This window comes from Streptomyces sp. NPDC002776, from assembly GCF_053592195.1.
The window spans coordinates 652306-678876 of record NZ_JBSFVG010000002.1; the positions used below are offsets into that span (position 1 = coordinate 652306).

The window sequence follows — 26571 nt, forward strand, 5'->3', positions numbered from 1 at the left end:
TGTCCCTTCGATGGGGCTGTTCGGGTGGTCGCAGCCACCCTACGCAGGGATCCCGAAGGGCCCCCGGACGGGGCCGACCGAAGCCGGCGGCCCGTCCGGTGCCTGGCGGAGGATTACTTCTTCGTGGACTTCGCCGCCTTCGGCGTCACCAGTCGGCTGCCGCTCCAGTCCTTGCCGACACTGACGCTCTTGGACGCGGACAGTCCGGCCGTCGTCGCGGCTTCGGAGATGTCGCTCGGCTCTACGTAGCCGTCGCGTCCGGTCTTGGGTGTCAGCAGCAGGATCGAGCCGCCCTCCTCGATGTACGTGGTGGCGTCCACCAGCGCATCTGTCAGGTCGCCGTCCTCGTCGCGGAACCACAGCACCACGGCATCGGCGACGTCGTCGTAGTCCTCGTCCACGAGATCGCTGCCGATGACTTCCTCAATGGCCTCGCGGAGTTCCTGGTCTACGTCCTCGTCGTAGCCGATCTCCTGGACCACCTGCTCGGGCTGGAACCCCAGCCTGACGGCAGGGTTCGTCCGCTCCTCCGCGTGGTCCGCGGTCGCGCTCACGGGTTGCCTCCTGATCATGTCTTCGGGAATAACTCAGCCACGCGCGTGCGCGAAGCCTGGCCGTAGTCCACACGGGCGGGGCGGATCGCGCAAGTACCCGGCCGCCGAGACCGCCGAAACGGTGACGTTCCGGGCTGTGTCACCGCGATTCCCGCCGTGGCGTCACACTCCAAGGTGACACACGCCACACCGTTCTGCCCTCTTTGCGCTTTTGGGAACCCTCCGGGGGGACCAGGCTTGGATTACCTCGCAGTAGAGATGACGTTTGCCGTCCCGAGGTACACGATGGGGAACGGCGCAGGCAGTGCAAAACCCCAGAAACATGCCCCGAAGCAAGCCCCGAATACCAGCCCTCTGACAGGTAAGGACCAGCGTGGCTTCCGGATCCGATCGCAACCCGATCATCATTGGCGGCCTTCCGAGTCAGGTTCCTGACTTCGATCCCGAGGAAACCCAGGAGTGGCTCGACTCCCTCGACGCCGCCGTGGACGAGCGCGGCCGTGAGCGGGCCCGCTATCTGATGCTCCGGCTGATCGAGCGGGCCCGCGAGAAGCGCGTGGCCGTGCCCGAGATGCGCAGCACGGACTACGTCAACACGATCGCGACCAAGGACGAGCCGTTCTTCCCCGGCAACGAGGAGATCGAGCGCAAGATCCTCAACGCGACCCGCTGGAACGCCGCGGTCATGGTGTCCCGGGCCCAGCGCCCCGGCATCGGCGTGGGCGGCCACATCGCCACCTTCGCCTCCTCCGCCTCCCTGTACGACGTGGGCTTCAACCACTTCTTCCGGGGCAAGGACGAGGGCGACGGCGGGGACCAGGTCTTCTTCCAGGGGCACGCCTCGCCGGGCATCTACGCCCGCGCCTTCCTGCTGGACCGGCTCAGCGAGGAGAACCTGGACGCGTTCCGCCAGGAGAAGTCCAGGGCGCCGCACGGGCTGTCGTCGTACCCGCATCCGCGGCTGATGCCGGACTTCTGGGAGTTCCCGACCGTGTCGATGGGCCTCGGCCCGATCGGCGCGATCTACCAGGCGCGGATGAACCGCTACATGGAGGCGCGCGGGATCGCGGACACCTCCAAGTCGCAGGTGTGGGCGTTCCTCGGGGACGGCGAGATGGACGAGCCGGAGTCGCTCGGCCAGCTGTCCATCGCGGCCCGGGAGGGCCTGGACAACCTGACCTTCGTCGTCAACTGCAACCTGCAGCGGCTCGACGGCCCGGTGCGTGGCAACGGCAAGATCATCCAGGAGCTGGAGTCGATCTTCCGGGGCGCCGGCTGGAACGTGATCAAGCTGGTCTGGGACCGCACCTGGGACCCGCTGCTGGCCCAGGACCGGGACGGTGTGCTGGTCAACCGGATGAACACCACCCCGGACGGGCAGTTCCAGACGTACGCCACCGAGACCGGTGCGTACATCCGCGACCACTTCTTCGGCGACGACCACCGGCTGCGCGCGATGGTCGAGAACATGACCGACGACCAGATCCTGCACCTGGGCCGTGGCGGTCACGACCACAAGAAGATCTACGCGGCCTTCGCGGCGGCCAAGGCGCACAAGGGCCAGCCGACCGTGATCCTGGCCAAGACGATCAAGGGCTGGACACTGGGCCCGAACTTCGAGGGCCGCAACGCCACGCACCAGATGAAGAAGCTGACGGTCGACGACCTCAAGCGCTTCCGGGACCGCCTCCACCTGCCGATCTCCGACAAGGAGCTGGAGTCCGGCGCGCCGCCGTACTACCACCCCGGCCGGGACACGGAGGAGATCCAGTACATGCACGACCGCCGCCAGGCGCTCGGCGGGTACGTCCCGACCCGTGTGGTGCGCGCGAAGCCGCTTCCGCTACCCGAGGACAAGACGTACGCGACCGTGAAGAAGGGCTCGGGGCAGCAGTCGATCGCGACGACCATGGCCTTTGTCCGGCTCCTCAAGGACCTCATGCGGGACAAGGAGATCGGCAGGCGGTTCGTGCTGATCGCGCCGGACGAGTACCGCACGTTCGGCATGGACTCCTTCTTCCCGAGCGCGAAGATCTACAACCCGCTCGGGCAGCAGTACGAGGCGGTCGACCGTGAGCTGCTGCTGGCGTACAAGGAGGCGCCGAACGGGCAGATGCTGCACGACGGCATCTCGGAGGCGGGCTGCACCGCCTCGCTGATCGCGGCGGGTTCGGCGTACGCCACGCACGGCGAGCCGCTGATCCCGGTGTACGTCTTCTACTCGATGTTCGGTTTCCAGCGGACCGGCGACCAGTTCTGGCAGATGGCGGACCAGCTCTCGCGCGGCTTCGTGCTCGGCGCGACCGCCGGCCGCACGACCCTGACCGGTGAGGGGCTGCAGCACGCCGACGGCCACTCGCAGCTGCTGGCGTCGACGAACCCGGGCTGCGTGGCGTACGACCCGGCCTTCGGGTTCGAGATCGCGCACATCGTGCAGGACGGCCTGCGGCGGATGTACGGCCCGACCGCGGACGGCAGGCCCGGCGAGGACGTCTTCTACTACCTCACCGTCTACAACGAGCCGATCCAGCACCCGGCCGAGCCGGAGAACGTGGACGCCGAGGGCATCCTCAAGGGCATCTACCGCTTCAGCGAGGGCAGCTCGGGCTCGGTCCCGGCGCAGATCATGGCGTCCGGTGTCGCGGTGCCGTGGGCCCTGGAGGCGCAGCGGATCCTCGCCGAGGAGTGGAACGTGAAGGCCGACGTCTGGTCGGCGACCTCCTGGAACGAGCTGCGGCGCGATGCCGTGGCGTGCGAGGAGCACAACCTGCTGCATCCCGAGGAGGAGCAGCGGGTGCCGTACGTGACCCGGAAACTCGCCGGGGCCGAGGGCCCGTTCGTGGCGGTGTCCGACTGGATGCGGTCGGTTCCGGACCAGATCGCGCGGTGGGTGCCGGGGACGTACCAGTCGCTGGGCGCGGACGGCTTCGGCTTCGCCGACACCCGGGGCGCGGCCCGGCGGTACTTCCACATCGACGCCCAGTCGATCGTGGTGGCCGTGCTCACGGAGCTGGCGAAGGAGGGGAAGGTGGACCGCTCGGCGCTGAAGCAGGCGATCGACCGGTACCAGCTGCTGGACGTGTCGGCGGCGGATCCCGGCGCCGCGGGCGGCGACGCGTAGCGCCCCGCTCGGGGACGCGTGGAGGGCCGAGGGGCGACTGCCCCCCGGTCCTCCGGCGTTTCCTACGATGCGCTCATGAAGGAGAGATCCGCGCAGGTCCGTTGGGAACAGCACACGCAACGGCCGCTGCTGGCGCTGGCGGTGCTGTTCGCCGTCGCCTACGCCGTGCCGATCGTGGACAGCTCGGCGGGCGAGGGGCTGACGCGCGCCTGCACGGTGATCGAGTGGGTGGTGTGGGCCGCCTTCGCCGCCGACTACCTGGTCCGGCTCAAACTGGCCGAGCACCGGCGGCAGTTCGTCCGGCGGCACTGGCTGGACCTGTGCGCGGTGGCGCTGCCGCTGATCCAGCCGCTGCGGCTGCTGCGGCTGGTGTCGACGCTGATGCTGGTCGGCCGGCGGGCCCGCATGGCCTCGCAGGTCCGGCTGACGACCTATGTGGTCGGCACGGTCGTCGGTCTGCTGATGTTCGGCTCGCTGGCGGTGCTGTCCGTGGAGCGGGACTCCCCGGAGGGGAACATCAAGACGCTGGGTGACGCGGTGTGGTGGTCCTTCACCACGATGACCACGGTGGGGTACGGGGACCATGCCCCGACCACCGGTCTGGGCCGCGTCCTCGCGGTGGGCCTGATGCTGTCCGGCATCGCGCTGCTCGGTGTCGTGACGGCGAACATCGCCGCCTGGTTCATCGCCCGCTTCGAGATGGACGACGTGGAGGAGCGGCGCCAGACGGAGGCGATCCACCAGCTGACGGAGGAGGTCCGTCAGCTGCGGGCTCAGGTCGCGGCGCTGTCGGAACGGGCGCCGTGACGGGTCAGAACAGACCGCCGCCCGGAGCGCCCGTGCCCGCCAGCCGGACCAGGGCCAGAAGGGTGTCGATCGCACCCAGTACCACGGCTGTCAGTGCCGGGACCGGGCGGGCGCCGGACCAGGATCGGGTTCATCACGAGCCAGCCGCAAGACGATGGCCACCGGGCCCAGGATGATGCCCAGGACGAAGAAACCGGCCACCGCGCAGATGGTTCCGATGATGCCGAGTGTCGCGCGGTCCGGCCCGGACCGTGACCACGTCCGGCCACGCGTGCGGGGGTGCCTGCGCGTTCCCTGTCCGAAGCCCGCCATGGTGCACTCAACTCCCGGGAACCGTCGATCTGTTGGATTCGGTTCCCCGGTCGGGTACCCCGTCCCGCGGGTCTATTCCTCCGGATTCATTCCACCGGGCTGCCGGCGCGCTGTCCCCCTCCGGCAGCGCGCCGCAGCACCGGCCGCCCTCCTTGCCGTACGAACGTGCCCGAGGAACATGCCGTACGGAGGGCTTGACCCACTGTGACCCGCGGCGCGTGCCGAGGACGAGGAATCTTTAGCTTTGTCACCCTGATAGGGGAAAGCGGGGGCAAACCCCTTGCCGCGTCAGATGTGCGCGGCCCCCGCTCCCGCCTCCGCGTTCTCGCCCCGCTTGGTCAGGAACGCGACGGCGACGGCCACCGCCGCCACACCGGCCGCGACCAGTGACGCGAGGCTCATCCCGGAGATGAAGGTGTCGTGCGCGACGTCCGTGATCTTGGCGGCGATCGCGTCCGGCGTGCCCGGGGCCACCGGTGCCACACCCACCTGCACCGCTTCGGCGGCCTGCGCCTCCTGAGCCGCCGTCAGCTCCGGAAGGCCCGCGTCCGTCCAGTTCCCGGCGAGGTCGCTGTCGACCTTGGAGGCCATCACGGCGCCCAGCACGGCCGTACCGAGGCTGCCGCCGATCTGCATCGCGGCCTGCTGGAGACCGCCGGCGACACCGGAGAGCTCCATGGGGGCGTTGCCGACGATGACCTCGGTGGCGCCGACCATGACCGGCGCGAGGCCGAGGCCCAGCAGGGCGAACCAGATCGACATCAGCCCGCTGCTGGTGTCCGTCTCCAGGGTGGACATGCCGTACATGGCGATGGCGGTGAGGGCCATGCCACCCGCCAGCGGTACCCGCGGGCCGAGCTTGGTGATCATCGCGCCCGCCAGCGGCGAGCCGACGATCATCATGCCGGTGAGCGGGAGCAGGTGCAGGCCCGCGTCGATCGGGCTCATGCCGTGCACGTTCTGGAGGTAGAACGTCACGAAGAACAGGCCGCCCATGAAGGCGATGGCCATCAGGACCATCAGCACCACACCCGCCGACAGCGGGACCGAGCGAAACAGCCCGAGCGGGATCAGCGGCTCGCGGACCTTGGTCTCCCAGAACGCGAAGAGCCCGAAGAGCACCACCGACGCGACGAGGAACGTCCACGTCCGGCCGTCGCCCCAGCCCCACTCCGGCGCCTTGATGAGCGCCCACACCAGGCAGAACATCGCGCCCGACAGCAGGCCGATGCCGAGGAGGTCGAAGGAGCGAGGGGCGTTCACGGCGCGGTGGTCCAGCAGGATCAGCACACCGAGGACGACGGCGAGGATGCCGACCGGCACGTTGATGAAGAACACCGACTGCCAGTTGACGTGCTCGACGAGGACACCGCCGAGGATCGGGCCGCCCGCGGTGGAGGCACCGATGACCATGCCCCAGATGCCGATCGCCATGTTGAGCTTCTCGGCCGGGAAGGTCGCCCGCAGCAGGCCGAGCGCGGCCGGCATCAGCAGCGCGCCGAACAGACCCTGGAGCACCCGGAAGGCGACCACCAGTCCGATGCTGCTGGACATGCCGATCGCGCCGGAGGCGGCCGCGAAGCCGATCACGCCGATGAGGAAGGTCTGCCGGTGCCCGAAGCGGTCGCCGAGCTTGCCGGCGGTGATCAGGGCGACCGCGAGGGCCAGGAAGTAACCGTTGGTGATCCACTGCACCTCGGCGAAGGTGGCGCCGAGGTCCTTCTGGATGGCCGGGTTGGCGATGGCCACGATGGTGCCGTCCAGGGCCACCATCATGACGCCCACGGCGACGGTTATGAGCGTGAACCAGGGGTGCCCACGCAGCCCGGAGGGCGGGACGGCGTCCTGGGGCGCCTTGTCGACGACGGTCTGACTAGTCATGCCGCGAGGTTAATGACAGCCTCTGACAATTGACAAACATATTCAAAAGTCAGTAACTGACGAATATGCAAACACTGCGTGACCGCAAGAAGCAGCGCACCCGGGACGCGCTGCTGCGCTCGGCCCTGGAGCTGTTCACCACCCGGGGATACGACGAGACGACGGTCGACGACATCACCGACGCCGTCGAGGTCTCCCAGCGCACCTTCTTCCGCTACTTCGCCAGCAAGGAGGACGCCGCCTTCGCCGTACAGGAGATGGCGGAGGCGCACTACGTCGAGGCCGTGCGGCTGCGGCCGGCCGGGGAGGCGCCGATGCGGGCGCTGCGGCAGGCCGTGGTGGAGGGCTGGGACGGGCTGCACGAGGTCATCGAGTCCGTGGTGCCGGTGGAGCTGTATCTGCGGATGTACCGGGTGATGGAGTCGACACCCGCGCTGCTCGCCGCGCATCTGCGGCGCTCGGCGGAGACCGAGGAGCGGATCGCGCGGGTGCTCGCCGAGCGGGAGGGCCTGGACGTGGACGCCGATCCGCGGCCCCGGCTCGCGGTCGCGGTGTTCGGCGGGGTGATGCGGGTGACGGGGCGGCAGTGGAGTCGGAGCGAGGACGTCAGCCTGGCGGGCATCCGGGCCCTGACCGTCGCCTATTTGGAGCAGGTGGGGCCCGCTCTCACGGAAAGCTGGCGCGAAACGTGATCCCCGTCACTCGGTTGACGCGAGACCCGTTCGTTCTCCTAGTGTGTCCTCCCAGTGACTTCCTTCGACACGTCCCCGCAACTGAACGTCTGGCGCGTCCTGCTCGCGCTGGCCGTGGTGTTCGTCATGCTGGCGACCACCGGCTGGACCGCGCTGCGCGACCAGCGCCCCACGCCCGCCCTCGAGGCCTCGCGTGCCGCGTGGGAGCACGCCCGGATCGGCGGCCGCGCACTGCCGGACACCGACTCGGCCCCGGCCCGGCTGACCCGTTTCTTCGCCTCGCTCACCGCTGACCAGCGCACCGCTCTGGCGCGCCGCTATCCGCTCGCGGTCGGCAACATGAACGGCGCCCCGGTCCGGCTGCGTTACCGCGCCAACCACCTCGCGCTGGCGCAGGCCCGCAAGGTCGAGCGCAAACGCATGCAGGACAGCCGGCTCACGCCCGGGGGACAGCGGGAGGCCGGCCGCCGAATGAACCGCTACGCGGCGCTGATGAACCCCGGCCGGCACATCCTCGCCTTCGACCCGGCGGGCTCCGGCCGGGTCGCCGAGGTCTTCGGCGACCTGGACCGGGCCGAGCGGATCTCCGTGGTGGTGCCCGGTGTCAACACCGATGTGCTCACCTTCCAGCGCACCTACCGCAAGTACTCGGCGCCGGTCGGCATGGCGCAGTCGCTGTACGCGGCCGAGCGCACCGCCGACCCGTCGACGCGTACGGCCGTGATCGCCTGGGCCGACTACAGCGCGCCCGGCGGCCTCGGCCTCGACTCGGCCACGGCGGGGCACGCCGTGGGCGGTGCGGCACGGCTGAACGCGCTGGTGCGGGCGCTGCCCGGCGGTTCGCCGGTCTCCCTGTTCTGCCACAGCTACGGCTCGGTGGTGTGCGGGGTCGCCGCGCGGACGCTGCCCGGCCGGGTCGCGGACATCGCGGTGGCGGGCAGCCCCGGCATGCGGGCGGCGAAGGTGACCCACCTGGGCACCTCGGCACGGGTGTGGGCGATGCGGGACACGGACGACTGGGTGCAGGACGTGCCGTACCTGGAGCTCGGCGGGCTGGGACACGGGGCGGATCCGATGTCCTCGGCGTTCGGGGCACGGGTGCTGTCGGCGCGGGACGCCCAGGGGCACAGCGGGTACTTCGAGCCCGGCACCGACAGCGTGCGCAACCTCGCGGAGATCGGGGTTGGCGCGTACGACGCGGTGGCCTGCGCGGGCGATGACGCGGTCTGCCGGGAGGGTTTGTCCGGCACCACGCCGGTCGGACGCGCGTAGAGGGCGCAGAAACTACGGTCTGCGCGGGGAGGCGACGGAGGGGCGCGTGCCGCATACGATGAGCCGCATGGGTGACGTACTGGCCGGATTTCATGCCGCCTGGGAGTTCGAGTCCGACTCCGTGCTCATCCGTTACGAACGGGGGATTCGAACACCCAAGCTGTTGCAGGCGCTCGGGGAGCGGCGGGTGCCGCTGGCGGCGATCTCGGCGGTGACGCTGACGCCGGGCAGACGCGGCACCGTGGTGCTGCGCGCCGAGCCGCGAGTGGGGGCCGATCCGCTGATGGAGGCGGCCGACGGGCAGCTGAAGGAAGGGTGCGATCCGTATCGTCTGGTGCTGCCGGCCGAGCGGGAGACGCTCGCCGAGTACTACGCCGACGAACTGCGGGCGCAGGTGAAGGACTCTGGCCCGGCGGACCGTTTCCTGGTGGCGGCGCCGGAGGTCCCGCGGTCCTTCAAGGCGTACGACGCCAAGGCGTCCTTCGACGGGCGGACGGTGGCGTTCCGCTGGTTCTGGACGGGGGCCTCCTCCGCGAAGTGGAAGGCCGGGGACCAGTCCTTCGCGATCGGTGACCTGAGCGGGGTCGAGTGGCGCTCCCCCGAGGTCTTCGAGGGGCATCTGCGGCTGCTGCGGCGCGAGGTGGCCGCGCCGCCCGCGCAGGTCGACCAGGATCCGGCCGCGGTGGTGTTCGGGCTGGGGTACGGGCCGGTGCACGAGTCGCTGCCGTTCGCCGCGGCCGTGCTGGCGGCGGTGCGCTCGGCGGCGCCGGCCGTCCCGGCTGCGGCCGTGCCGCGCCGGGATCCCGCCGACATCGCCGAGCGGATCCGCCATCTCGGGGAGCTGCACCAGGCCGGGCTGGTCACCGATGAGGAGTTCTCCTCCAAGAAGGCGGAGTTGCTGGCGGAGTTGTGAACAACTACTCCCGTCCCGCCGACGTGAACGTCATGTCCGGGTACCGGTCGCCCGCCACCTGCTCCGCGATCGGTTCCAGCAGGCCCAGTTCCTCCTCCGTCAGGACGATCCGGGTGGCCGCGGTGTTCTCCTCCACCCGGGCCGGCTTGCGGGTGCCCGGGATCGGGACGACCGGGAGCGCGTGGACCGTCGCCTGCTGCTGGACCCAGGCCAGGGCGATCTGGCCCAGGGAGGCGCCGTGCGCGTCGGCGATCTTGCGGATCGGTGCCAGGAGGGCCGCGTTCGCCGTGGCGTTCTCGCCGGTGAAGCGGGGCTGCCGGCGGCGGAAGTCGTCGGGCGTGAGGTCCTTGTCGGCGGAGCCGAAGGAGCCCGCGAGGAAGCCCCGGCCGAGCGGGGAGTACGGCACCAGCGCCACGCCCAGCTCCCGGGCCGCCGGCACCACCCGCGCCTCGATGTCCCGGCTGAACAGCGACCACTCCGACTGCACGGCGGCGATCGGGTGCACGGCGTGCGCGGCCCGCAGTTCGGCGGCGGTGACCTCGCTCAGACCCAGGTGCTTGACCTTGCCCTCGCGCACCAGCTCGGCCATGACGGCGACGGTCTCCTCGATGGGGACGTTCACGTCCCGGCGGTGCATGTAGTAGAGGTCGATCGTCTCGACGTCCAGGCGCTTCAGGCTCGCCTCGACGGCCTGGCGGACGTAGGGCGCGTCGTTGCGGATGATCCGGCGCGTCGGGTCGTCCGGCGGGATCGCCAGGGCGAACTTGGTCGCGATGACGACCTCGTCGCGGTGGGCGTTGAAGAAGGGGGACAGGAAGCGTTCGTTCTCTCCGGCGCCGTAGGCGTCCGCCGTGTCGTACAGGGTGACGCCCAGTTCCAGGGCCCGCTCCAGGGTGGCCCTGGACTCCTTCGCGTCCGAGGGGCCGTAGGCGAAGCTCATGCCCATGCAGCCGAGACCCTGGATCCCGGTCTCGGGGCCGGTGTCGCCCAGGCGTGCGGTCGCGATCGTGCTGTTCTCGGTCATCGGGGCCTCTCCGACGCCAGGGCGAGCCCGGCGTCGCCATAGAAAGCGATCTTGCGGTCGAGCACGGCGAGCGTGTCCTGGAGTTCCGCGATCCGGGCCAGGACGTCCCGGCGGGTCTCCTCCAGCAGTTCGTAGCGCGCGCCGTAGGTGTGGTCGCCCTCGCGCACCAGCTCGGCGTACCGGACCATGTCGGCGACCGGCATCCCGGTCAGCCGGAGCTTGCCGACGAGGTCGAGCCAGTCGAGGTCGCGGTTGCTGTAGCGGCGCTGGCCGGTGTGCGAGCGGTCGATGTGCGGCATCAGGCCGATGCGCTCGTACCAGCGCAGGGTGTGCGCGGTCAGGCCGGTGAGCGCGGCGACCTCGCTGATCGTGTAGCTGTCCTGCCCGTCGGGGCGCCGGTCGGACTGCGGCGGTCCCGCGCAGGTGTCGGTCCCGGTGCCCGTGGTCTCCATCACCGTCATGCCCTCAACGCTATGGCCTTCGAGTGCACTCCAAGCAAGCGGAACAGGGCAGAAAACCACGGGACATGACGTGATCGCCGTGGCTAGCGTGCCGGTCATGAGTCTCGTACGCCGTGCCACCGCCGAGGACGGCGCCGAGGTGCTCCGGCTGCGCCAGGTGATGATCGATTCGATGCCCGGAGCCGACACCTCCACCGACTGGCACCCGGCCGGGCTGGCGGGCCTGCGGGCGCGGCTGGCCGAGCCGGACGGCGACTTCGCGGCCTTCGTCGTCGATCATCCGGACCGGCCGGGCGCCCTCGCCGCGCTGGTGGTGGGGACGGTGGAGTACCGGATCGGCAAGCCGGCCAACCCGCGCGGACTGTCCGGGTACGTCTTCAGCGTGGCCACCGACCCGGACGCCCGCCGCCGGGGCCACGCCCGCGCCTGCATGGAGTCGCTGCTGGAGTGGTTCCGCGAGCGGGGCGTCGGCCAGGTCGACCTCACGGCCTCCCCCGCCGCCGAGCCGCTGTACGCCTCGCTGGGCTTCGGGCGCACGCCGGACCCCTTCATGCGGCTGATGCTCTGAGCACCCTCGGGCCCGGTGCCCCTTTCGGCCCGGTGTCCGAGCCCCTTTAGGCTCGGTGCCATGAAGAGCCTCGCGTTGATCGAGAACTGGCCGGTCACCACCGCCGCCGCGGCCGTCGTACGGGCCGACGGGACGGTCCTCGGAGCGTACGGTCCCGGCGGGCACCGCTTCCCGCTCGCCTCGGTCACCAAGCCGCTGGCCGCGTACGCCGCGCTGGTGGCGTACGAGGAGGGGGCGGTCGAGCTCGACGAGGCGGCGGGGCCGGCCGGCTCGACGGTCCGTCATCTCCTCGCCCACACCTCGGGCCTGGCCTTCGACGAGCACCGGGTGACGGCTCCGCCCGGGGAGCGGCGGCTGTACTCCAACGCCGGTTTCGAGCAGCTCGGGGACCACCTCGCCAAGGCCACGGACATCCCGTTCGCGGAGTACCTGCGGCAGGCGGTGCTGGAGCCGCTGGGGATGACGTCGACGTCCCTGGAGGGTTCACCGGCGAAGGACGGCGTCTCCACGGTGGACGACCTGGTCCGCTTCGCGGCGGAGGTGCAGGCGCCGCGGCTGCTGGACCCGCGGACGGTGGCGGAGGCGATGACGGTGCAGTACCCGGGCACGAAGGGGGTGCTTCCGGGGTACGGCCACCAGAACCCGAACGACTGGGGCCTCGGCTTCGAGATCCGCGACGGCAAGTCCCCGCACTGGACCGGCTCCTCCTCCTCGCCGCGCACCTTCGGCCACTTCGGCCAGTCCGGCACGTTCCTGTGGATCGACCCGGCGGCGGGCGCGGCGTGCGTGGCGCTCACGGACCGGGCGTTCGGCCCGTGGGCGGTGGAGGTGTGGCCGGAACTCACCGACGCGGTCCTGGCCGAGCTGCGCTAACCGGCCATTTCCCACATCAGCAGCTCCACGCCCGTCACGCCGACCGCCTCGACGTCCTTCGCCCCGCCGATCCGCGCCGCGTCCCCCGCACCCAGCGTCTCCCCGGCCAGCCGCACCTCACCGCGGACCACATGGACATAGACGTGCGCCCCGTCCGGGACCGCGGTGCGCTCGCCGGGGGCCAGGCGGCGGACGTGGAGCAGCGCTCCGGCCTCGGGGACGGCGTACGGCGTGGAGTCCGCGATGCCGTGGACGATCTCGTAGGCCGGGTCGCCGCCCGGGGTCAGCGGGGCCAGCCAGGTCTGGACGAAGACGAGGGGGGCGGTGCCGTCGTTGCGTTCCACGTGGCGCACGCCCGCCGCCGCGCTCAGCCGCTGGACGTCCCCGGGGCGGACGACCGTCTCGTGGCCGGTGGAGTCGCGGTGGGTCAGTTCGCCCTCCACCACCCACGTCACGATCTCGGTGTGGCTGTGGGGATGCTCGTCGAAGCCCGCTCCCGGGGCCAGCCGCTCCTCGTTGCAGGCGATCATCGTGCCGAAGCGGAGGTTGCCGGGGTCGTAGTGCGGGCCGAAGGAGAAGGCGTGCCGGGAGTCGATTCCTGCCGCCGGGTCGCCGCCTGGGTAGCGCTCGTCGGCGCGCCGTACGTCCATCACGAATCCCACCGTAGACCCCACCGGCGCACGCTCCCGTCCGGATAAGGCACTCTTGTCCCCGTGCCCGAACCCGAAGCCCACGAGCCCGAAGCCGCTGCGCACGCCGCCCACCCGCACCCCGCGACCCTGAAGCGGCTGGAGCAGTCCTCCGGCAGCCTGGCCGCGCAGGCCATCACGCGCATGGACGAGACGCTGCCGTGGTACCGGGCCATGCCCCCGGAGAACCGTTCCTGGATCGGTCTCGTGGCCCAGGCCGGCATCGCCGCCTTCACCGAGTGGTTCCGGCGTCCCGACGCCCCGCAGGCCATCTCCACCGATGTGTTCGGCACCGCCCCGCGCGAGTTGACCCGGGCGATCACCCTGCGGCAGACCGTCGAGATGGTGCGGACGACGATCGAGGTCATGGAGTCCGCCATCGACGAGGTGGCGGCCCCGGGCGACGAGTCCGTGCTGCGTGAGGCCCTGCTCGTCTACGCCCGGGAGATCGCCTTCGCCACCGCCCAGGTCTACGCCCAGGCCGCCGAGGCACGCGGTGCCTGGGACGCCCGCCTGGAGTCCCTGGTGGTCAACGCCGTGCTCAGCGGCGAGGCCGACGAAGGCGCCGTGTCCCGGGCCGCCGCCCTCGGCTGGAACTCCCCCGAGCATGTGTGCGTCGTCCTCGGGACCGCCCCCGACGGGGACTCCGAGCTGACCGTCGAGGCCATCCGGCGGGCCGCCCGGCACGCCAAGCTCCAGGTGCTCACCGGGGTGCTCGGCGACCGGCTCGTCGTCATCGCCGGCGGCAGCGACAATCCGCTCGCCGTCGCCAAGTCGCTGATCGGCCCCTATGCCGCCGGGCCCGTCGTCGCCGGGCCGATCGTGCCCGATCTGCTGGCCGCCACCCGCTCCGCGCAGGCCGCCGCGGCCGGGCTCAAGGCCTGTTCCGCCTGGCAGGACGCCCCGCGCCCGGTCCTGGCGGACGACCTGCTTCCGGAACGTGCCATCGCCGGGGATCCCGGTGCGCGCGAGCAGTTGGTGGAGGAGATCTACAGACCGCTGGAAGAGGCCGGGTCGGCGCTTCTGGAGACCCTCTCCGTCTATCTGGAGCAGGCGAGCAGCCTCGAGGGCGCCGCCCGGATGCTGTTCGTGCATCCCAACACCGTGCGCTACCGGCTTCGACGTGTGACTGACGTCACCGGCTGGTCGCCTTCCGATGTACGTTCCGCGTTCACGCTGCGGATCGCGCTCATCCTGGGACGTCTGGTCGACGGCGATCTTCAGCCGTAGGGTTTTGTCGGGGTTCCACAAAACCCCCTCCTGTTCTTCGTCCTTGTCCCCACGGGCGGCCGTGGCCGTCCCCAAGAGAGAGTGTGAGAGTGCTCGTACTCGTCGCTCCCGGCCAGGGCGCCCAGACGCCCGGCTTCCTGACTCCCTGGCTCGACCTGCCCGGCGCCGCCGACCGCGTCGCCGGCTGGTCCGACGCCGTCGGCCTCGACCTCGTCCACTACGGCACCAAGGCCGACGCGGACGAGATCCGGGACACCTCCGTGGCCCAGCCGCTCCTGGTCGCCGCCGGGATCCTCTCCGCCGCGGCACTGGGTGCCGTGACCCCGGGTGCCGTCGCGGGCCACAGTGTCGGTGAGATCACCGCCGCCGCCTTCGCGGGTGTGCTGGACGACACCGCCGCCCTCACCCTCGTACGCAAGCGGGGCCTGGCCATGGCCGAGGCCGCCGCGATCACCGAGACCGGGATGTCGGCGCTGCTCGGCGGCGACCCGGACACCTCCGTGGCGCACCTGGAGAAGCTCGGCCTGACCCCGGCGAACATCAACGGCGCCGGGCAGATCGTGGCCGCGGGCACCATGGAGCAGCTCGCCGCGCTCACCGAGGACAAGCCCGAGGGCGTGCGCAAGGTCGTCCCGCTGAAGGTGGCCGGCGCCTTCCACACCCACCACATGGCGCCGGCCGTGGACACGCTGGCCGAGGCCGCCAAGGCGCTCTCGGCGGCCGACCCGGCGGTCCCCTACGTCTCCAACAAGGACGGCCGGACCGTCGCCACCGGCGCCGAGGTGCTGGAGCGGCTGGTCGGCCAGGTCGCCAACCCGGTCCGCTGGGACCTGTGCATGGAGACCTTCAAGGAGCTCGGCGTCACCGCGCTGCTGGAGGTGTGCCCCGGCGGCACCCTGACCGGCCTCGCCAAGCGCGCGCTGCCCGGTGTGAAGACGCTCGCCCTGAAGACCCCCGACGACCTCGACGCGGCTCGCGAGCTCATCGCAGAGCACAGCGGCTGACAAGGAGCCCGAAGAGCATGTCGAAGATCAAGCCCAGCAAGGGCGCCCCGTACGCGCGGATCCTCGGTGTGGGCGGCTACCGCCCCACCCGGGTCGTGCCGAACGAGGTGATCCTCGAGAAGATCGACTCGTCCGACGAGTGGATCCGCTCCCGCTCCGGCATCGAGACCCGGCACTGGGCCTCCGACGAGGAGACCGTCGCCGCCATGTCGATCGAGGCGTCCGGCAAGGCGATCGCCGACGCCGGGATCTCCGCCGAGCAGATCGGCGGCGTGATCGTCTCGACCGTCTCGCACTTCAAGCAGACCCCGGCCGTGGCCACCGAGATCGCCGACAAGCTCGGCACGAACAAGGCCGCCGCCTTCGACATCTCGGCCGGCTGCGCGGGCTTCGGCTACGGCCTCACCCTCGCCAAGGGCATGATCGTCGAGGGCAGCGCGGAGTACGTCCTCGTCATCGGCGTGGAGCGGCTCAGCGACCTGACCGACCTGGAGGACCGCGCGACGGCCTTCCTGTTCGGCGACGGCGCGGGCGCGGTCGTCGTGGGCCCCGCCAAGGAGCCGGCCATCGGCCCCACCGTCTGGGGTTCCGAGGGCGACAAGTCCGAGACGATCAAGCAGACCGTGCCGTGGACGGACTACCGCACCGGCGGGGTCGACAAGTTCCCTGCGATCACGCAGGAAGGCCAGGCGGTGTTCCGCTGGGCCGTGTTCGAGATGGCTAAGGTCGCCCAGCAGGCGCTGGACGCGGCCGGAATCAGCCCGGACGACCTGGACGTCTTCATTCCCCACCAGGCCAACGAGCGGATCATCGACTCGATGGTGAAGACGCTGAAACTGCCGGAGCACGTCACGGTCGCCCGCGATGTGCGCACCACCGGCAACACCTCGGCCGCCTCGATCCCGCTCGCGATGGAGCGGCTTCTGGCGACCGGCGAGGCGAAGAGCGGCGACACCGCGCTCGTCATCGGCTTCGGGGCGGGTCTCGTCTACGCCGCCACTGTCGTTACCCTCCCCTAGGCACTCCGTGCCGGATCATCATCAGGTCCGGCCCGGCTGTACTTACCCGCCGCTTCCGCGGCGGGCCTGCCAAACCCTCTGGATCACTAAGAAGGAGCGCCTGACATGGCCGCCACTCAGGAAGAGATCGTCGCCGGTCTCGCCGACATCGTGAACGAGATCGCCGGCATCCCGGTCGAGGACGTCCAGCTGGACAAGTCCTTCACCGACGACCTGGACGTCGACTCCCTGTCCATGGTCGAGGTCGTCGTCGCCGCCGAAGAGCGCTTCGACGTCAAGATCCCGGACGAGGACGTGAAGGACCTCAAGACGGTCGGCGACGCGACCAACTACATCCTCAAGCACCAGGCCTGAGTTTCCGCTTAGGCCGGACGTGCCCGGCCCCGCCACCCGGCGGTGGCGCCGCTGAATCCTCGTATCCCGTTGGAGAAAGAATTCCCGTGAGCTCGACCAATCGCACCGTGGTCGTCACCGGTATCGGCGCAACCACACCGCTGGGTGGCGACGCGGCCTCTACCTGGGAGGGCCTCGTCGCCGGACGTTCCGGTGTCAAGTCCCTGGAGCAGGAGTGGGCCGCCGACCAGGCGGTCCGGATCGCCGCACCGGTCGCCGTGGAGCCGACCGAGGTGATCGCGCGCCCGCAGGCGCGCCGGCTGGACCGCTCGGCGCAGTTCGCGCTGATCGCGGCGAAGGAGGCCTGGGCCGACGCCGGTTTCACCGACAAGGCGGGGGAGGACGGCAATGTCGACCCCGACCGGCTCGGTGCCGTCATCGCCTCCGGCATCGGTGGCGTGACGACCCTGCTGGAGCAGTACGACGTGCTCAAGGAGAAGGGCGTCCGCCGCGTCTCCCCGCACACCGTCCCCATGCTGATGCCGAACGGCCCCTCCGCGAACGTGGGCCTGGCGGTGGGCGCCCGCGCGGGCGTGCACACGCCGGTCTCCGCGTGCGCCTCGGGCGCCGAGGCCATCGGCTACGCCATCGAGATGATCCGTTCCGGCCGTGCCGACGTGGTCGTCGCCGGCGGCACCGAGGCGGCGATCCACCCGCTGCCCATCGCCGCGTTCGGCAACATGATGGCGATGTCCAAGAACAACGAGAACCCGCAGGGCGCGTCGCGTCCCTACGACGTCGCCCGCGACGGCTTCGTCCTCGGCGAGGGCGCCGGCGTGATCGTCCTGGAGTCCGCCGAGCACGCCGCCAAGCGCGGGGCGCGGGTGTACGCCGAGGCGGTCGGCCAGGGCGTCTCCGCCGACAGCCACGACATCGTGCAGCCGGAGCCGGAGGGCCGCGGCATCGCGCACGCCCTGCAGAACCTGCTGGACCGCACCGACCTCGCGCCGTCGGAGGTCGTGCACGTCAACGCGCACGCCACCTCGACGCCGGCCGGTGACATCGCCGAGCTGAAGGCGCTGCGGAAGGTGTTCGGCGACGACGCCGACCACATCGCGGTGTCCGCGACCAAGTCGATGACCGGGCATCTGCTCGGTGGCGCGGGCGGTGTCGAGACCGTCGCGACCGTGCTCGCCCTGTACCACCGGGTGGCGCCGCCGACCATCAACGTCGAGAACCTCGACCCCGAGGCCGAGGCGCACGCGGACGTGGTCCGCGGCGAGGCCCGCAAGCTGCCGGTCGAGGGCCGCATCGCCGCGCTGAACGACTCGTTCGGCTTCGGCGGGCACAACGTGGTGCTGGCGTTCCGTACGGTCTGACCAGCGCTGGTACGAACGTGAAGGGCCCCCACCTCGCGAGGTGGGGGCCCTTCGGGTGTCCGGGTCTCAGACCACCTGGTGAAGCCAGCGCACCGGGGCTCCCTCTCCCGCGTACCGGAAGGGCTCCAGTTCGTCGTCCCAGGGCTTGCCGAGGAGCTTGAGCAGTTCGCCCTCCAGGTCCGTCTCCCCGCGCTGGCTGCGCAGCAGCGCGGCGCGCAGCCGGTCCTCGGGGATCAGGATGTCGCCGTGCATGCCGGTGACGGCGTGGAAGATGCCGAGGTCGGGGGTGCAGCTGTAGCGCTCGCCCTCGGCGGTGGGGCAGGGCTCGGCGGTGACCTCGAAGCGCAGCAGGTGCCAGCCTCTGAGGGCCGACGCCAGCTTGGAGGCCGTGCCCACCTCGCCCTTCCAGGAGAACTCCGAGCGCCAGGTGCCGGGCGCGGCGGGCTGCCGGATCCAGTCGAGGCTGACGCGTGTGCCGAGCACCCCGGCGACGGCCCACTCGACGTGCGGGCACAGCGCGCGCGGCGCGGAGTGCACGTACAGAACTCCACGTGTCGTCACCGGGACCTCCGGGCAGAGCGGGACATCTTGCGAACCGACGGACGGCGGTGGCCGGGCAGCCACGCTGATGGCGAGGCTACCGTGCGGCGGCGCAAGGAGTGTGACGTACCGTCGGTCCCGGTGCCGCGAAACGCCCGCCATTCACCCGGCAGGACCCCTGTGCGGGGTGGATCCGCCGCCTCGCGCGCGCTCGGGAACTCCCACGCGTTGTATGGGGAGGGGGCAGTAGCCGTCGAGCGAGGGGAGCAGCAGCGGATGCGGAAGACCGGTCACCGCGCACGAGCCGTGCTCGCCGTGCTGTCCGCGGCCGTCCTGGGCCTCACCGGCTGTGACGCCGTGGGGGGCAGTTCACCGGGGCCGTCGGGGACGGACGCGCAGCGCGTGAAGCCGAAGCCGACGCCGGTGTGGGACCGCAGCCCCGAGTCGGTCGCGGCCGTCGGGGACTCCATCACCACCGGTTTCGACGCCTGTTCGGTGCTCTCGGACTGCCCCGAGGTGTCGTGGGCGACGGGCAGCAGCGAGCAGGTGGACAGTCTCGCCGTACGGCTGCTGGGCGAGACGCGGGCGGCCGGGCGGAGCTGGAACTACGCGGTGACGGGGGCCCGGATGGCGGACCTCCCCGGGCAGATGGCGCAGGCGGCGACCCGCAAGCCGGAGCTGGTCACGGTGCTGGCCGGGGCGAACGACGCCTGCCGGAACACCACCGCGGCGATGACGTCGGTGGCCGACTTCCGGGCGCAGTTCGAGGAGGCGATGCGCACGCTGCGCGGGGCGCTGCCGAAGGCGCAGGTGTATGTGGCGAGCGTGCCGGATCTGAAGCGGCTGTGGTCGCAGGGGCGGACCAGTGCGCTGGGCAAGCAGGTGTGGAAGCTGGGCATCTGCCCGTCGATGCTCGGGGACGCGGACTCGCTGGACGCGGCGGCGACCCTGCGCCGGGAGACGGTGCAAAAGCGGGTGGAGGATTACAACGCGGTGCTGAGGGAGGTCTGCGCGAAGGACCGGCGGTGCCGGTCCGACGGGGGCGCGGTGTACGCCTACCGGTTCGGGACGGAGCAGCTGAGCCGCTGGGACTGGTTCCATCCGAGCGTGAACGGCCAGGCGAGGCTGGCCGAGATCGCCTACCGGACCGTCACGGCGAGAACCTCGTGATTTAAGGTTCCGCACATGAACGAACTCTTCGGCGCACTTTCCGACGGAACGGCCGTGCACCGCTGGACGCTGGAGCGGGCCGGGGTGCGGGTGCGGGTGCTGACGTACGGCGGGATCGTGCAGTCGCTGGAGGTGCCGGACCGGGACGGGACCGCCGGGGACGTGGTGCTGGGGTTCGCCGACCTGGACGGCTACCGGGCGCACCGGGGGCCGTACTTCGGCGCCCTGGTGGGGCGGTACGCCAACCGGATCGCGGGCGGCCGCTTCACGCTGGACGGGCGGACGTACACGCTGCCGCGCAATGACGGCCCGAACTGTCTGCACGGCGGGGAGCGGGGCTTCGACGAGCGGGTGTGGGAGGCGGAGCCGGTCGAGCACGGGGTGCGGCTGAGCCGGGTCGCCGGGCACGGCGAGGAGGGCTTCCCGGGCCGGCTGGAAGTGTCGGCGACGTACACGCTGGACGACGGCGGGGCGCTGCGGATCGCGTACGAGGCGGTGACGGACGCGCCGACCGTGGTGAACCTGACGAACCACAGCTACTTCAACCTCGCCGGTCCCGAGGCGGGCAACGCGGGCGGGCACGAACTGCGGATCGCCGCCTCCCGGATCACGTCCGTGGACGCGGATCTGATCCCGGTCGGCCTGGAGCCGGTCGAGGGCACCCGGTTCGACTTCCGCGCGGCGCGCAAGGTGGGCGCGGGCTACGACCACAACTTCGTGCTCGACAAGGGCGTGACCGAGGCCCCGGTGGAGGTGGCCGAGCTGCACGACCCGGGGTCCGGCCGGGTCCTGACGGTGTCGACGACCGAGCCGGGACTGCAGCTCTACACCGCCGACCACCTCGGCGCGCCCTTCGCGCCCGGCGACGGCATCGCCCTGGAGACCCAGCACTTCCCCGACTCCCCGAACCGGCCGGAGTTCCCGAGCACGGTGCTGCGGCCCGGCGAGGTGTTCCGCTCGGCGACGGTGTACGCCTTCTCCCGCAGGTAGGCATGGTCGAGCCCCGGTCCGGGCGTCAGGTCCCGGACCGGGGCTGTCCATGGGGAACGTGTCCCGACTCAGACGTTAATCGTCCCGGTGAGCCTGCGGTCCGTGATCGAGCGACCGGCCTGGATCTCGTACGAACCCTTCACACATGACCATGAGGTGGTCTTCTCGTCCCAGATCTCGAAAGCGCGGCGCGGAATCTCCACCACGGCCTCGACCGTCTCCCCCGGCTCCGCCGTCACCTGCGCGAATCCGGCCAGCACCCGCGCCGGACGCTCGGCGTCGCGCTCCCCCGGGGCCAGATACAGCTGCACGACCTCGCGCCCGGCCCGGGCGCCGGTGTTGCGGACGCGGATCCTCGCGGTCCGGCCGTCGAGCTCCAGCGACTGGTAGGCCCACTCGGTGTAGCCGAGGCCGTGCCCGAAGGGGTACGAGGGCGTGCGGCCCGCCTTGTCCCAGGCCCGGTAGCCGATGAAGACGCCCTCGGTGTACGGGAGTTCGCCGCCCGTGGGCGCGACCTGGGTGACCGGGGCGTCGGTCAGGGAGCCCCAGGTGGTGGGCAGCCGGCCGCCGGGCTCCCGCGCCCCGGTCAGGACGTCGGCCAGGGCCGCGCCGCCCTCCTGGCCGGGGAACCAGCTGAGCAGGACGGCGGCGACGTCCTCGCGCCAGGGGAGTTCCACCGGGGAGCCGGAGTTGACGACCACGACGGTGTTCGGGTTGGCGGCGGCGACGGCGCGCACCAGGTCGTCCTGGCGGCCGGGGAGGTTCAGGTCGGCGCGGTCGAAGCCCTCGGACTCCACCCGGTCGGTGGTGGCGACGACGACCACGGCCGTGTCGGCGGCGCGCGCGGCGTCGACGGCCTCGGCGATCAGTTCGTCGGGGTCGCGCTGCGGCTCCTGGTGGGCGAGGGCGAAGCCGACGGCCTTGACCGGGGCGCCCTCGGGGAAGCGCACGACGTGGGTGAGGGAGACGTCGACGCGCTGCCCGGCGGTCAGTTCGGCCTCGGCGCGGGGTTCGGGGGCGCCGAAGAAGCTGATGAAGGGGTCGTCGCGCTCGGTGCCCTGGACGTCGTCGTAGCAGGTGGTGCCGGCGACGGTGAGGGTGAAGGCGCCGAGGCCCTTGATGCCGAAGGTGTGCCGGCCGGTCTCGCGCGGGGTGTAGGTGCCGGTCAGTTCGACGCTGTGCAGGGTGTCGTGGGTGACGCCGTCGGGGAGGTCGGAACCCATCCACTGGATCTGGCCGTTGGGCGCGGAGGCGGTGCCGATGACCTGTCCCGCGGCGTCGCGGCAGATGGCCCGCAGCGCGAATCCCCGGTCGGCGACGGCGAGTTCGGTGGTGGGGTCGGCGCCGACGGCGTAGCGCAGGCTGCCCTCGGGGAGGGCGGCGGTGAGGCCGTCGAGCGGGGAGACGGTCCGGGCGGGGAAGACGGTGGCGGAGCCGCCGCCGAGGATCCGGGCGTCGCGGGCGGCGGCGCCGATCAGCGCGACCGTGCCGGGCTTCAGCGGCAGCGCCCCCTGGTTGCGGACCAGGACGAAGGAGCGGTGGGCGATCTCGCGGGCCAGCGCCGCGCCGTCGACCGGCGCGGGCGGTTCGGTCACCGCCGGTTCGGCCCCTTCCAGGGCACCGACCCGGGCGGCGAGCCGCAGCACATGGCGTACGGCGGTGTCGACGGCGGCCTCCCTGACCTCCCCCGCGCGTACGGCCGCCGCCAGGGCGTCGCCGTACACCGTGTCGGGGCCCGGCATGGCGACGTCGAGGCCGCCCTCGATGGCGCCGGTGGTGGAGCGGGCGGCCGTCCAGTCGGAGACGTTGAACCCGTCGAAGCCCAACTCGCCGCGCAGCACCTTGTTCACCAGGTGGTGGTGCTCGGTCATCGTGGTGCCGTTGACCGTGTTGTAGGCGGTCATGATGCCCCACGGGTGGGCGTTCGCCACGATGGTCTCGAAGGGCGCGAGGTACAGCTCGCGCAGGGTGCGTTCGCTCACCAGGTTGTTCACCGTGAAGCGGTCGGTCTCGGCGTCGTTGGCGACGAAGTGCTTGACGGTGGTGCCGACGCCGCCGGACTGGACGCCGCTGACATAGCCCGCGCCGATCAGCCCGGTGAGGTACGGGTCCTCGCTGTACGCCTCGAAGTGCCGGCCGCCCAGCGGCGAGCGGTGCAGATTGACGGTGGGCGCCAGCAGGACGTGGACGCCCTTGCGGCGGGCCTCCTGGGCGAGGAGCACGCCGGCCCGGCGGGCCAGCTCCGGGTCCCAGGTGGCGGCGAGCGCGGTCGGGGAGGGCAGCGCGACGGAGGGGTCGTCGGCGGTCCAGCGCACACCCCGGACGCCGATCGGGCCGTCGGACATCACCAGCGACTTGAGGCCGATCTCCGGCAGGGCGGGCAGCGTCCACATGTCCTGGCCGGCGAGCAGTCGGGCCTTGGCGCCGAGGTCGAGCCGGGCGAGGGCTGCCTCGACGGCCGTCTCACGTGCGTCGTCGGCCCGGGTGCGGGTTCCCGCCATGGTGGTGCCTCCTCGTCGAGTCCGTGCTGTGCCTCCATCCTGCATCGACTCCCTGTAGACCGGTAGGTTTCGTTATGTTGCTGTAATATTGATGGTCGGTCGATGTCGTACGGTGACGCCATGAACGCGAGGGTCAGGAGTGAGGAGCGCCGCGCCGAGATCGTGCGGGCGGCCCTGGCGGTGATCGCCGAGCGCGGTTACCGGGGCGCCAGCCTCGCCGCGGTGGCGGAGCGGGTCGGGCTCACCCAGCAGGGGCTGCTGCACTACTTCCCGACGAAGGACGCGCTGCTGGTCGCCGTGCTCACCGACCGCGACCAGTGGGACGCGGTGCCGGACACCCGGTGGCGGATCGACCTGCTGGCCTCGCTGGTGGAGTACAACGCCATGCGGCCCGGCATCATCCAGACCTTCTCGGCGCTGCTCGGCGAGAGCGTCACGGAGGGCCACCCGGCCCGTGAGTACTTCACGCGGCGCTACACCCGTGTCCGCGCGAGCATGGCGGAGGTGCTGCGCACCGAGTACGGCGACCGGCTGCCGAACGGCCTCACCCCGGAGCGCACCGCGCCGCTGCTGGTGGCCGTCATGGACGGGCTGCAGTACCAGTGGCTGCTGGACCCGGAGTCGGTGGACATGCCGGGCGCGTTCCGGGACTTCCTCACCCTGCTGGGCGAGGAGTGACCGCGGCCACCACCTCGATCTCGATCATCGCCTCCGGCCGGAACAGCCTCGGCACCTCGAAGGTCATGCTGGCCGGCGGGGTCCCGGTGATCAACTCCCGCCGTACGGCGGCGTATTCGGCGAGCCGGGAGATGTCGGTGAGCTAGGTCCGGATGTTGATGACGTCGGCCAGGGTCGCGCCGTGCGCGCCGAGCAGGGGTACGTCGCCGCGGGCCTCGGCGTGACCCTGGTCCCGGCGCCGGCGGCAACGTCCGTCCGCCCCGACATCGCCCTCCTGCCGGTGCTCGACGAGGACACGCCCCGGCGGGCGGTGTACGCGGCGACGGCACGCGGGCGCTCGCTCACCCCGGCCGGCGAGGCGTTCCTGGCGGCGCTGCGGGAGGCGGCGGGGACGGTTCCGGTGCCGTGAAGCGGGGAAGCGAGCCCTCACCATGCTCCTCCACCGCACCGAAAGGACCGGAAACCCCTTGAACTGCATACGAGTTGGGATCTGCGCCCTGGAACTGGCCCTGGCCGCCACGCTGACCGCCCCCACCAGCGCGACCGCCGCGGAGTCACCCACCGTCGAGGAGCAGCGGCTCGACCGCGCGGTGCCCCAGGAGATCCTCCGGCGGTCCGGATTCGACGCCATGACCGCCGAGTTCACGCGTGAGCTGCGCGGGGCCCGGTCCTACGCGCAGGCCCGCGCCGTCGTCGTACGCGAAGGGTCCGCGCTGTGGCGGCGGGCCGTGGAGCGGGCGCAGGGGCGGGGGCCCGCGGCCGGGGACCTGAGCCGGGACGACGACCGGCCGCTGTACTGGGCGCGGCTCGGGATGACGCGGGAGGTGCGGTCCTGGGAGCCGGAGTTCGGGCTCTCCGACCGGCAAAGGGACGAGCTGCTCGGGCAGTTGGAGCGGACCTCGCGCGGGCAGACCGGGATCCGCTATCCGCACGGCCAGGGGCTGAAGCGGATCCTGCTCACCGGGTTCGATCCGTTCACCCTGGACCGGGACATCCGGATCTCCAACCCCTCCGGGGCGACGGCGCTCGCGCTCGACGGAACGGTGATCGAGACCGCGCAGGGGCCCGCCCGGATCGAGACCTCGGTGTTCCCGGTGCGCTGGCGGGACTTCACCGACGCAACCGTGGAGCGGACGCTGCGGCCGTATCTGCGGGGCGTCGATCTGCTCACCACCGTGAGCCAGGGCCGGGTCGGGCGGTTCGACATCGAGCGGACCAACGGGGCCTGGCGGGGCGGCTTCCCGGACAACGACACCATCAGCCGCACCGAGACCGTCCCGGTGAGCGATCCGGCGTCGCAGCCGCAGTGGACGACGACGACCCTGCCGTACGAGCGGATCGTGGCCGCGGCGACCGGGCCGTTCCCCGTGTACGACAACACCGCCGTGACCGAGATCCCGGCGGGAGGGACGGAGCCGGTGGTGCGGCCGGACGGGCCGACGGCGGGGTCGACCGCGCGGGCCGGGGGCGGCGGGAACTACCTGTCCAACGAGATCGCCTACCGGGCGACGCTGTTGCGGGACCGGCTCGGGCTGCACGAGACGCTGCCCGCCGGGCATGTGCACACGCCCGTGCTGCAGTTCGCGGCCGGCAACACCTCCGAGGTCACCGACCCCGAGTTCGTGCGCAACCGGCTGGACATCATCGCCCAGGTACGGGAGATCCTGGCGGCCGCGATGAGCGGGCCCGTCACGCGCTGACGCCCTTGGCCGACCCCTCGCCGTTCTCCTCCAGGGTCTCCTCGCCGAGGAGGTCGCGGGCCATGAGCGTGGCCCCCGCCACCGCGCCCGGCATCAGGAAGATCGCGACGAACGGCACCACGAAGGACACGGCGAGGGGTGTGCCGAAGCCCCACACCAGCGTCCTGCGGGAACGCAGCAGGCGCAGGCGGTCCCGGGCCTCGACACCGCGGCGCTGCAGGGCGACCGAGGTGAGCTCCTCGGTGAGGAAGAACCCGGTGACGACGAACCCGATCACCGGCACGACCGTCTGCCCGACGACCGGGACGAACCCGAGGGCGAAGAGCAGCACGCCCCAGAACAGGGCCCGTACGACGATCCGGAGGCTGTCGCGGGCCGAGATCCACAGCTCGCGCCAGAGCGGCAGCCCCGACTCGGGGGCGGTGCCGTCCGGGGAGACGTCCCGGTCGACCTTCTCGGAGAGGTTCTCGTAGAAGGGCTGGCCGATCAGCAGCGTGACCGCGGTGAAGGTGATGGCGGTGAGCAGGAGCGCGAGGGCGAAGAGCAGGCCGGTCAGGAAGCCGCGGAAGAGCCCGAGCCAGGGGCTCGACCAGTCGTCGGCGAACGGCGTGGACCAGGCCACCAGGTCGTCGCCCCACAGCACGAGGGAGACCAGCGCCGCCGCGTACAGAACGAGGGTGATCAGGCCGGGAATCAGCCCAAAACCGTACTGCTTGCCGTGCCGGGCCACCCACCGCTGGCCCTTCAGGAGATAGCGGAAACCCACCCCAAGATCGCGCATGACCGCACTCTATCGGTAGGGGCGCATCCCCCCGGGATACGCCGTCCGGGGCACCGGTGGCACCGACCCCCTCTTGTTG

The 26571-nt window shown here is 71.5% G+C and carries 26 protein-coding genes and 1 pseudogene; 18 read left to right on the forward strand and 9 right to left on the reverse strand.

What is annotated here, in order from left to right:
* Positions 1 to 113: 113 nt before the first annotated feature.
* Positions 114 to 554, reverse strand: a complete 441-nt coding sequence (locus tag ACWD11_RS07170; protein ID WP_328871073.1) for a DUF3052 domain-containing protein — start codon at positions 552 to 554, stop codon at positions 114 to 116.
* 373 nt (positions 555 to 927) lie between these two features.
* On the opposite strand from ACWD11_RS07170, the gene aceE reads away from it, so the two are divergent.
* Complete coding sequence (gene aceE / locus ACWD11_RS07175) at positions 928 to 3675, forward strand: pyruvate dehydrogenase (acetyl-transferring), homodimeric type (protein WP_389416263.1); 2748 nt, start codon at positions 928 to 930, stop codon at positions 3673 to 3675.
* 75 nt (positions 3676 to 3750) lie between these two features.
* On the forward strand, positions 3751 to 4482 hold the full coding sequence (locus tag ACWD11_RS07180; RefSeq protein WP_389416262.1) for a potassium channel family protein: 732 nt from the start codon (positions 3751 to 3753) through the stop codon (positions 4480 to 4482).
* A 4-nt stretch (positions 4483 to 4486) separates the two neighbouring features.
* Here ACWD11_RS07180 and ACWD11_RS07185 read toward each other — a convergent pair.
* Together ACWD11_RS07185 and ACWD11_RS07190 are read right to left on the reverse strand one after the other, a co-directional pair.
* Positions 4487 to 4794 (reverse strand): annotated as a pseudogene (locus ACWD11_RS07185) (small hydrophobic protein).
* A gap of 288 nt (positions 4795 to 5082) precedes the next feature.
* Positions 5083 to 6675, reverse strand: coding sequence for an MFS transporter (locus ACWD11_RS07190; RefSeq protein ID WP_451281767.1), 1593 nt, complete (start codon positions 6673 to 6675; stop codon positions 5083 to 5085).
* 65 nt (positions 6676 to 6740) lie between these two features.
* Between ACWD11_RS07190 and ACWD11_RS07195 the strand changes: the two genes are divergently transcribed.
* From ACWD11_RS07195 to ACWD11_RS07205, 3 genes are read left to right on the forward strand one after another with little or no spacing between them, the layout of a single operon-like run.
* Positions 6741 to 7367 carry a TetR family transcriptional regulator gene (locus tag ACWD11_RS07195; protein WP_389416260.1) on the forward strand — a complete coding sequence of 209 codons (627 nt, stop codon included), beginning with the start codon at positions 6741 to 6743 and terminating at the stop codon, positions 7365 to 7367.
* 54 nt (positions 7368 to 7421) lie between these two features.
* On the forward strand, positions 7422 to 8639 hold the full coding sequence (locus ACWD11_RS07200; protein ID WP_389416259.1) for an alpha/beta hydrolase: 1218 nt from the start codon (positions 7422 to 7424) through the stop codon (positions 8637 to 8639).
* A 58-nt stretch (positions 8640 to 8697) separates the two neighbouring features.
* Complete coding sequence (locus ACWD11_RS07205; protein WP_389416439.1) at positions 8698 to 9552, forward strand: DUF4429 domain-containing protein; 855 nt, start codon at positions 8698 to 8700, stop codon at positions 9550 to 9552.
* 4 nt (positions 9553 to 9556) lie between these two features.
* On the opposite strand, the gene ACWD11_RS07210 is transcribed toward ACWD11_RS07205, so the two are convergent.
* Together ACWD11_RS07210 and ACWD11_RS07215 are read right to left on the reverse strand one after the other, a co-directional pair.
* Positions 9557 to 10576 (reverse strand): aldo/keto reductase, encoded by a 1020-nt coding sequence (locus ACWD11_RS07210; RefSeq protein WP_389416258.1) that lies wholly within the window; start codon positions 10574 to 10576, stop codon positions 9557 to 9559.
* Entirely contained in the window at positions 10573 to 11037 is a 465-nt protein-coding gene (locus ACWD11_RS07215; protein ID WP_389416257.1) for a MerR family transcriptional regulator, read from the reverse strand. The genes ACWD11_RS07210 and ACWD11_RS07215 overlap by 4 nt, the downstream gene beginning before the upstream one ends.
* A gap of 97 nt (positions 11038 to 11134) precedes the next feature.
* Between ACWD11_RS07215 and ACWD11_RS07220 the strand changes: the two genes are divergently transcribed.
* Both ACWD11_RS07220 and ACWD11_RS07225 read left to right on the forward strand, forming a co-directional pair.
* Positions 11135 to 11605, forward strand: a complete 471-nt coding sequence (locus ACWD11_RS07220) for a GNAT family N-acetyltransferase (protein WP_451281770.1) — start codon at positions 11135 to 11137, stop codon at positions 11603 to 11605.
* A 60-nt stretch (positions 11606 to 11665) separates the two neighbouring features.
* The gene (locus tag ACWD11_RS07225; protein ID WP_389416255.1) at positions 11666 to 12478 is read left to right on the forward strand and encodes a serine hydrolase domain-containing protein; all 813 of its coding nucleotides are present in this window, start codon (positions 11666 to 11668) and stop codon (positions 12476 to 12478) included.
* Here the strand turns inward: ACWD11_RS07225 and ACWD11_RS07230 are convergent.
* Positions 12475 to 13128, reverse strand: a complete 654-nt coding sequence (locus ACWD11_RS07230) for a pirin family protein (protein ID WP_451281875.1) — start codon at positions 13126 to 13128, stop codon at positions 12475 to 12477. The genes ACWD11_RS07225 and ACWD11_RS07230 overlap by 4 nt on opposite strands.
* Positions 13129 to 13191: 63 nt before the next feature.
* On the opposite strand from ACWD11_RS07230, the gene fasR reads away from it, so the two are divergent.
* From fasR to ACWD11_RS07255, 5 genes are all read left to right on the forward strand, one after another.
* Positions 13192 to 14397 (forward strand): fatty acid biosynthesis transcriptional regulator FasR, encoded by a 1206-nt coding sequence (fasR, locus tag ACWD11_RS07235; RefSeq protein ID WP_389416254.1) that lies wholly within the window; start codon positions 13192 to 13194, stop codon positions 14395 to 14397.
* Positions 14398 to 14486: 89 nt separating this feature from the next.
* The gene (locus ACWD11_RS07240) at positions 14487 to 15401 is read left to right on the forward strand and encodes an ACP S-malonyltransferase (RefSeq protein ID WP_451281773.1); all 915 of its coding nucleotides are present in this window, start codon (positions 14487 to 14489) and stop codon (positions 15399 to 15401) included.
* Positions 15402 to 15418: 17 nt separating this feature from the next.
* Positions 15419 to 16420: a beta-ketoacyl-ACP synthase 3 gene (locus ACWD11_RS07245; protein ID WP_451120144.1), complete on the forward strand. Its 1002-nt coding sequence runs from the start codon at positions 15419 to 15421 to the stop codon at positions 16418 to 16420.
* A 105-nt stretch (positions 16421 to 16525) separates the two neighbouring features.
* Positions 16526 to 16774: an acyl carrier protein gene (locus tag ACWD11_RS07250; RefSeq protein ID WP_389416251.1), complete on the forward strand. Its 249-nt coding sequence runs from the start codon at positions 16526 to 16528 to the stop codon at positions 16772 to 16774.
* A gap of 86 nt (positions 16775 to 16860) precedes the next feature.
* A complete protein-coding gene (locus tag ACWD11_RS07255; protein ID WP_389416250.1) occupies positions 16861 to 18132 on the forward strand; it encodes a beta-ketoacyl-[acyl-carrier-protein] synthase family protein in 1272 nt (423 codons plus the stop codon).
* 66 nt (positions 18133 to 18198) lie between these two features.
* Here ACWD11_RS07255 and ACWD11_RS07260 read toward each other — a convergent pair whose 3' ends face one another.
* On the reverse strand, positions 18199 to 18693 hold the full coding sequence (locus tag ACWD11_RS07260; protein WP_389416249.1) for a DUF3145 domain-containing protein: 495 nt from the start codon (positions 18691 to 18693) through the stop codon (positions 18199 to 18201).
* Positions 18694 to 18948: 255 nt separating this feature from the next.
* Between ACWD11_RS07260 and ACWD11_RS07265 the strand changes: the two genes are divergently transcribed.
* Complete coding sequence (locus ACWD11_RS07265; protein WP_451281775.1) at positions 18949 to 19842, forward strand: SGNH/GDSL hydrolase family protein; 894 nt, start codon at positions 18949 to 18951, stop codon at positions 19840 to 19842.
* A gap of 15 nt (positions 19843 to 19857) precedes the next feature.
* Positions 19858 to 20832 carry an aldose epimerase family protein gene (locus ACWD11_RS07270; protein WP_451281777.1) on the forward strand — a complete coding sequence of 325 codons (975 nt, stop codon included), beginning with the start codon at positions 19858 to 19860 and terminating at the stop codon, positions 20830 to 20832.
* A gap of 68 nt (positions 20833 to 20900) precedes the next feature.
* Here ACWD11_RS07270 and ACWD11_RS07275 read toward each other — a convergent pair whose 3' ends face one another.
* Positions 20901 to 23333, reverse strand: coding sequence for a beta-glucosidase (locus ACWD11_RS07275; RefSeq protein WP_451281779.1), 2433 nt, complete (start codon positions 23331 to 23333; stop codon positions 20901 to 20903).
* Positions 23334 to 23435: 102 nt separating this feature from the next.
* Between ACWD11_RS07275 and ACWD11_RS07280 the strand changes: the two genes are divergently transcribed.
* Genes ACWD11_RS07280 through ACWD11_RS07295 form a run of 4 tightly spaced genes read left to right on the forward strand, consistent with a single transcriptional unit; the run spans position 23436 to position 25711 of the window.
* Positions 23436 to 24011: a TetR/AcrR family transcriptional regulator gene (locus ACWD11_RS07280; RefSeq protein ID WP_451281781.1), complete on the forward strand. Its 576-nt coding sequence runs from the start codon at positions 23436 to 23438 to the stop codon at positions 24009 to 24011.
* Entirely contained in the window at positions 24008 to 24157 is a 150-nt protein-coding gene (locus ACWD11_RS07285; protein ID WP_389416244.1) for a hypothetical protein, read from the forward strand. The genes ACWD11_RS07280 and ACWD11_RS07285 overlap by 4 nt, the downstream gene beginning before the upstream one ends.
* 35 nt (positions 24158 to 24192) lie before the next feature.
* Entirely contained in the window at positions 24193 to 24420 is a 228-nt protein-coding gene (locus tag ACWD11_RS07290; RefSeq protein WP_389416243.1) for a LysR substrate-binding domain-containing protein, read from the forward strand.
* Between the two features lie 58 nt (positions 24421 to 24478).
* On the forward strand, positions 24479 to 25711 hold the full coding sequence (locus ACWD11_RS07295) for a pyroglutamyl peptidase (RefSeq protein WP_451281784.1): 1233 nt from the start codon (positions 24479 to 24481) through the stop codon (positions 25709 to 25711).
* On the opposite strand, the gene ACWD11_RS07300 is transcribed toward ACWD11_RS07295, so the two are convergent.
* A complete protein-coding gene (locus ACWD11_RS07300; protein WP_451281786.1) occupies positions 25701 to 26492 on the reverse strand; it encodes an EI24 domain-containing protein in 792 nt (263 codons plus the stop codon). The genes ACWD11_RS07295 and ACWD11_RS07300 overlap by 11 nt on opposite strands.
* Between the last annotated feature and the right edge of the window lie 79 nt (positions 26493 to 26571).

Bases quoted from the DNA above. Each gene is read 5' to 3' on its own strand.
- ACWD11_RS07280 (WP_451281781.1), top strand. From the start codon at position 23,436: ATGTCGTACGGTGACGCCATGAACGCGAGGGTCAGGAGTGAGGAGCGC.
- ACWD11_RS07180 (WP_389416262.1), top strand. From the start codon at position 3,751: ATGAAGGAGAGATCCGCGCAGGTCCGTTGGGAACAGCACACGCAACGG.
- ACWD11_RS07225 (WP_389416255.1), top strand. From the start codon at position 11,666: ATGAAGAGCCTCGCGTTGATCGAGAACTGGCCGGTCACCACCGCCGCC.
- ACWD11_RS07190 (WP_451281767.1), bottom strand. From the start codon at position 6,675: ATGACTAGTCAGACCGTCGTCGACAAGGCGCCCCAGGACGCCGTCCCG.
- ACWD11_RS07215 (WP_389416257.1), bottom strand. From the start codon at position 11,037: ATGACGGTGATGGAGACCACGGGCACCGGGACCGACACCTGCGCGGGA.
- ACWD11_RS07230 (WP_451281875.1), bottom strand. From the start codon at position 13,128: ATGGACGTACGGCGCGCCGACGAGCGCTACCCAGGCGGCGACCCGGCG.
- ACWD11_RS07210 (WP_389416258.1), bottom strand. From the start codon at position 10,576: ATGACCGAGAACAGCACGATCGCGACCGCACGCCTGGGCGACACCGGC.
- ACWD11_RS07220 (WP_451281770.1), top strand. From the start codon at position 11,135: ATGAGTCTCGTACGCCGTGCCACCGCCGAGGACGGCGCCGAGGTGCTC.
- ACWD11_RS07245 (WP_451120144.1), top strand. From the start codon at position 15,419: ATGTCGAAGATCAAGCCCAGCAAGGGCGCCCCGTACGCGCGGATCCTC.
- ACWD11_RS07275 (WP_451281779.1), bottom strand. From the start codon at position 23,333: ATGGCGGGAACCCGCACCCGGGCCGACGACGCACGTGAGACGGCCGTC.
- ACWD11_RS07265 (WP_451281775.1), top strand. From the start codon at position 18,949: ATGCGGAAGACCGGTCACCGCGCACGAGCCGTGCTCGCCGTGCTGTCC.
- ACWD11_RS07205 (WP_389416439.1), top strand. From the start codon at position 8,698: ATGAGCCGCATGGGTGACGTACTGGCCGGATTTCATGCCGCCTGGGAG.
- ACWD11_RS07195 (WP_389416260.1), top strand. From the start codon at position 6,741: ATGCAAACACTGCGTGACCGCAAGAAGCAGCGCACCCGGGACGCGCTG.
- ACWD11_RS07300 (WP_451281786.1), bottom strand. From the start codon at position 26,492: ATGCGCGATCTTGGGGTGGGTTTCCGCTATCTCCTGAAGGGCCAGCGG.
- ACWD11_RS07270 (WP_451281777.1), top strand. From the start codon at position 19,858: ATGAACGAACTCTTCGGCGCACTTTCCGACGGAACGGCCGTGCACCGC.
- ACWD11_RS07250 (WP_389416251.1), top strand. From the start codon at position 16,526: ATGGCCGCCACTCAGGAAGAGATCGTCGCCGGTCTCGCCGACATCGTG.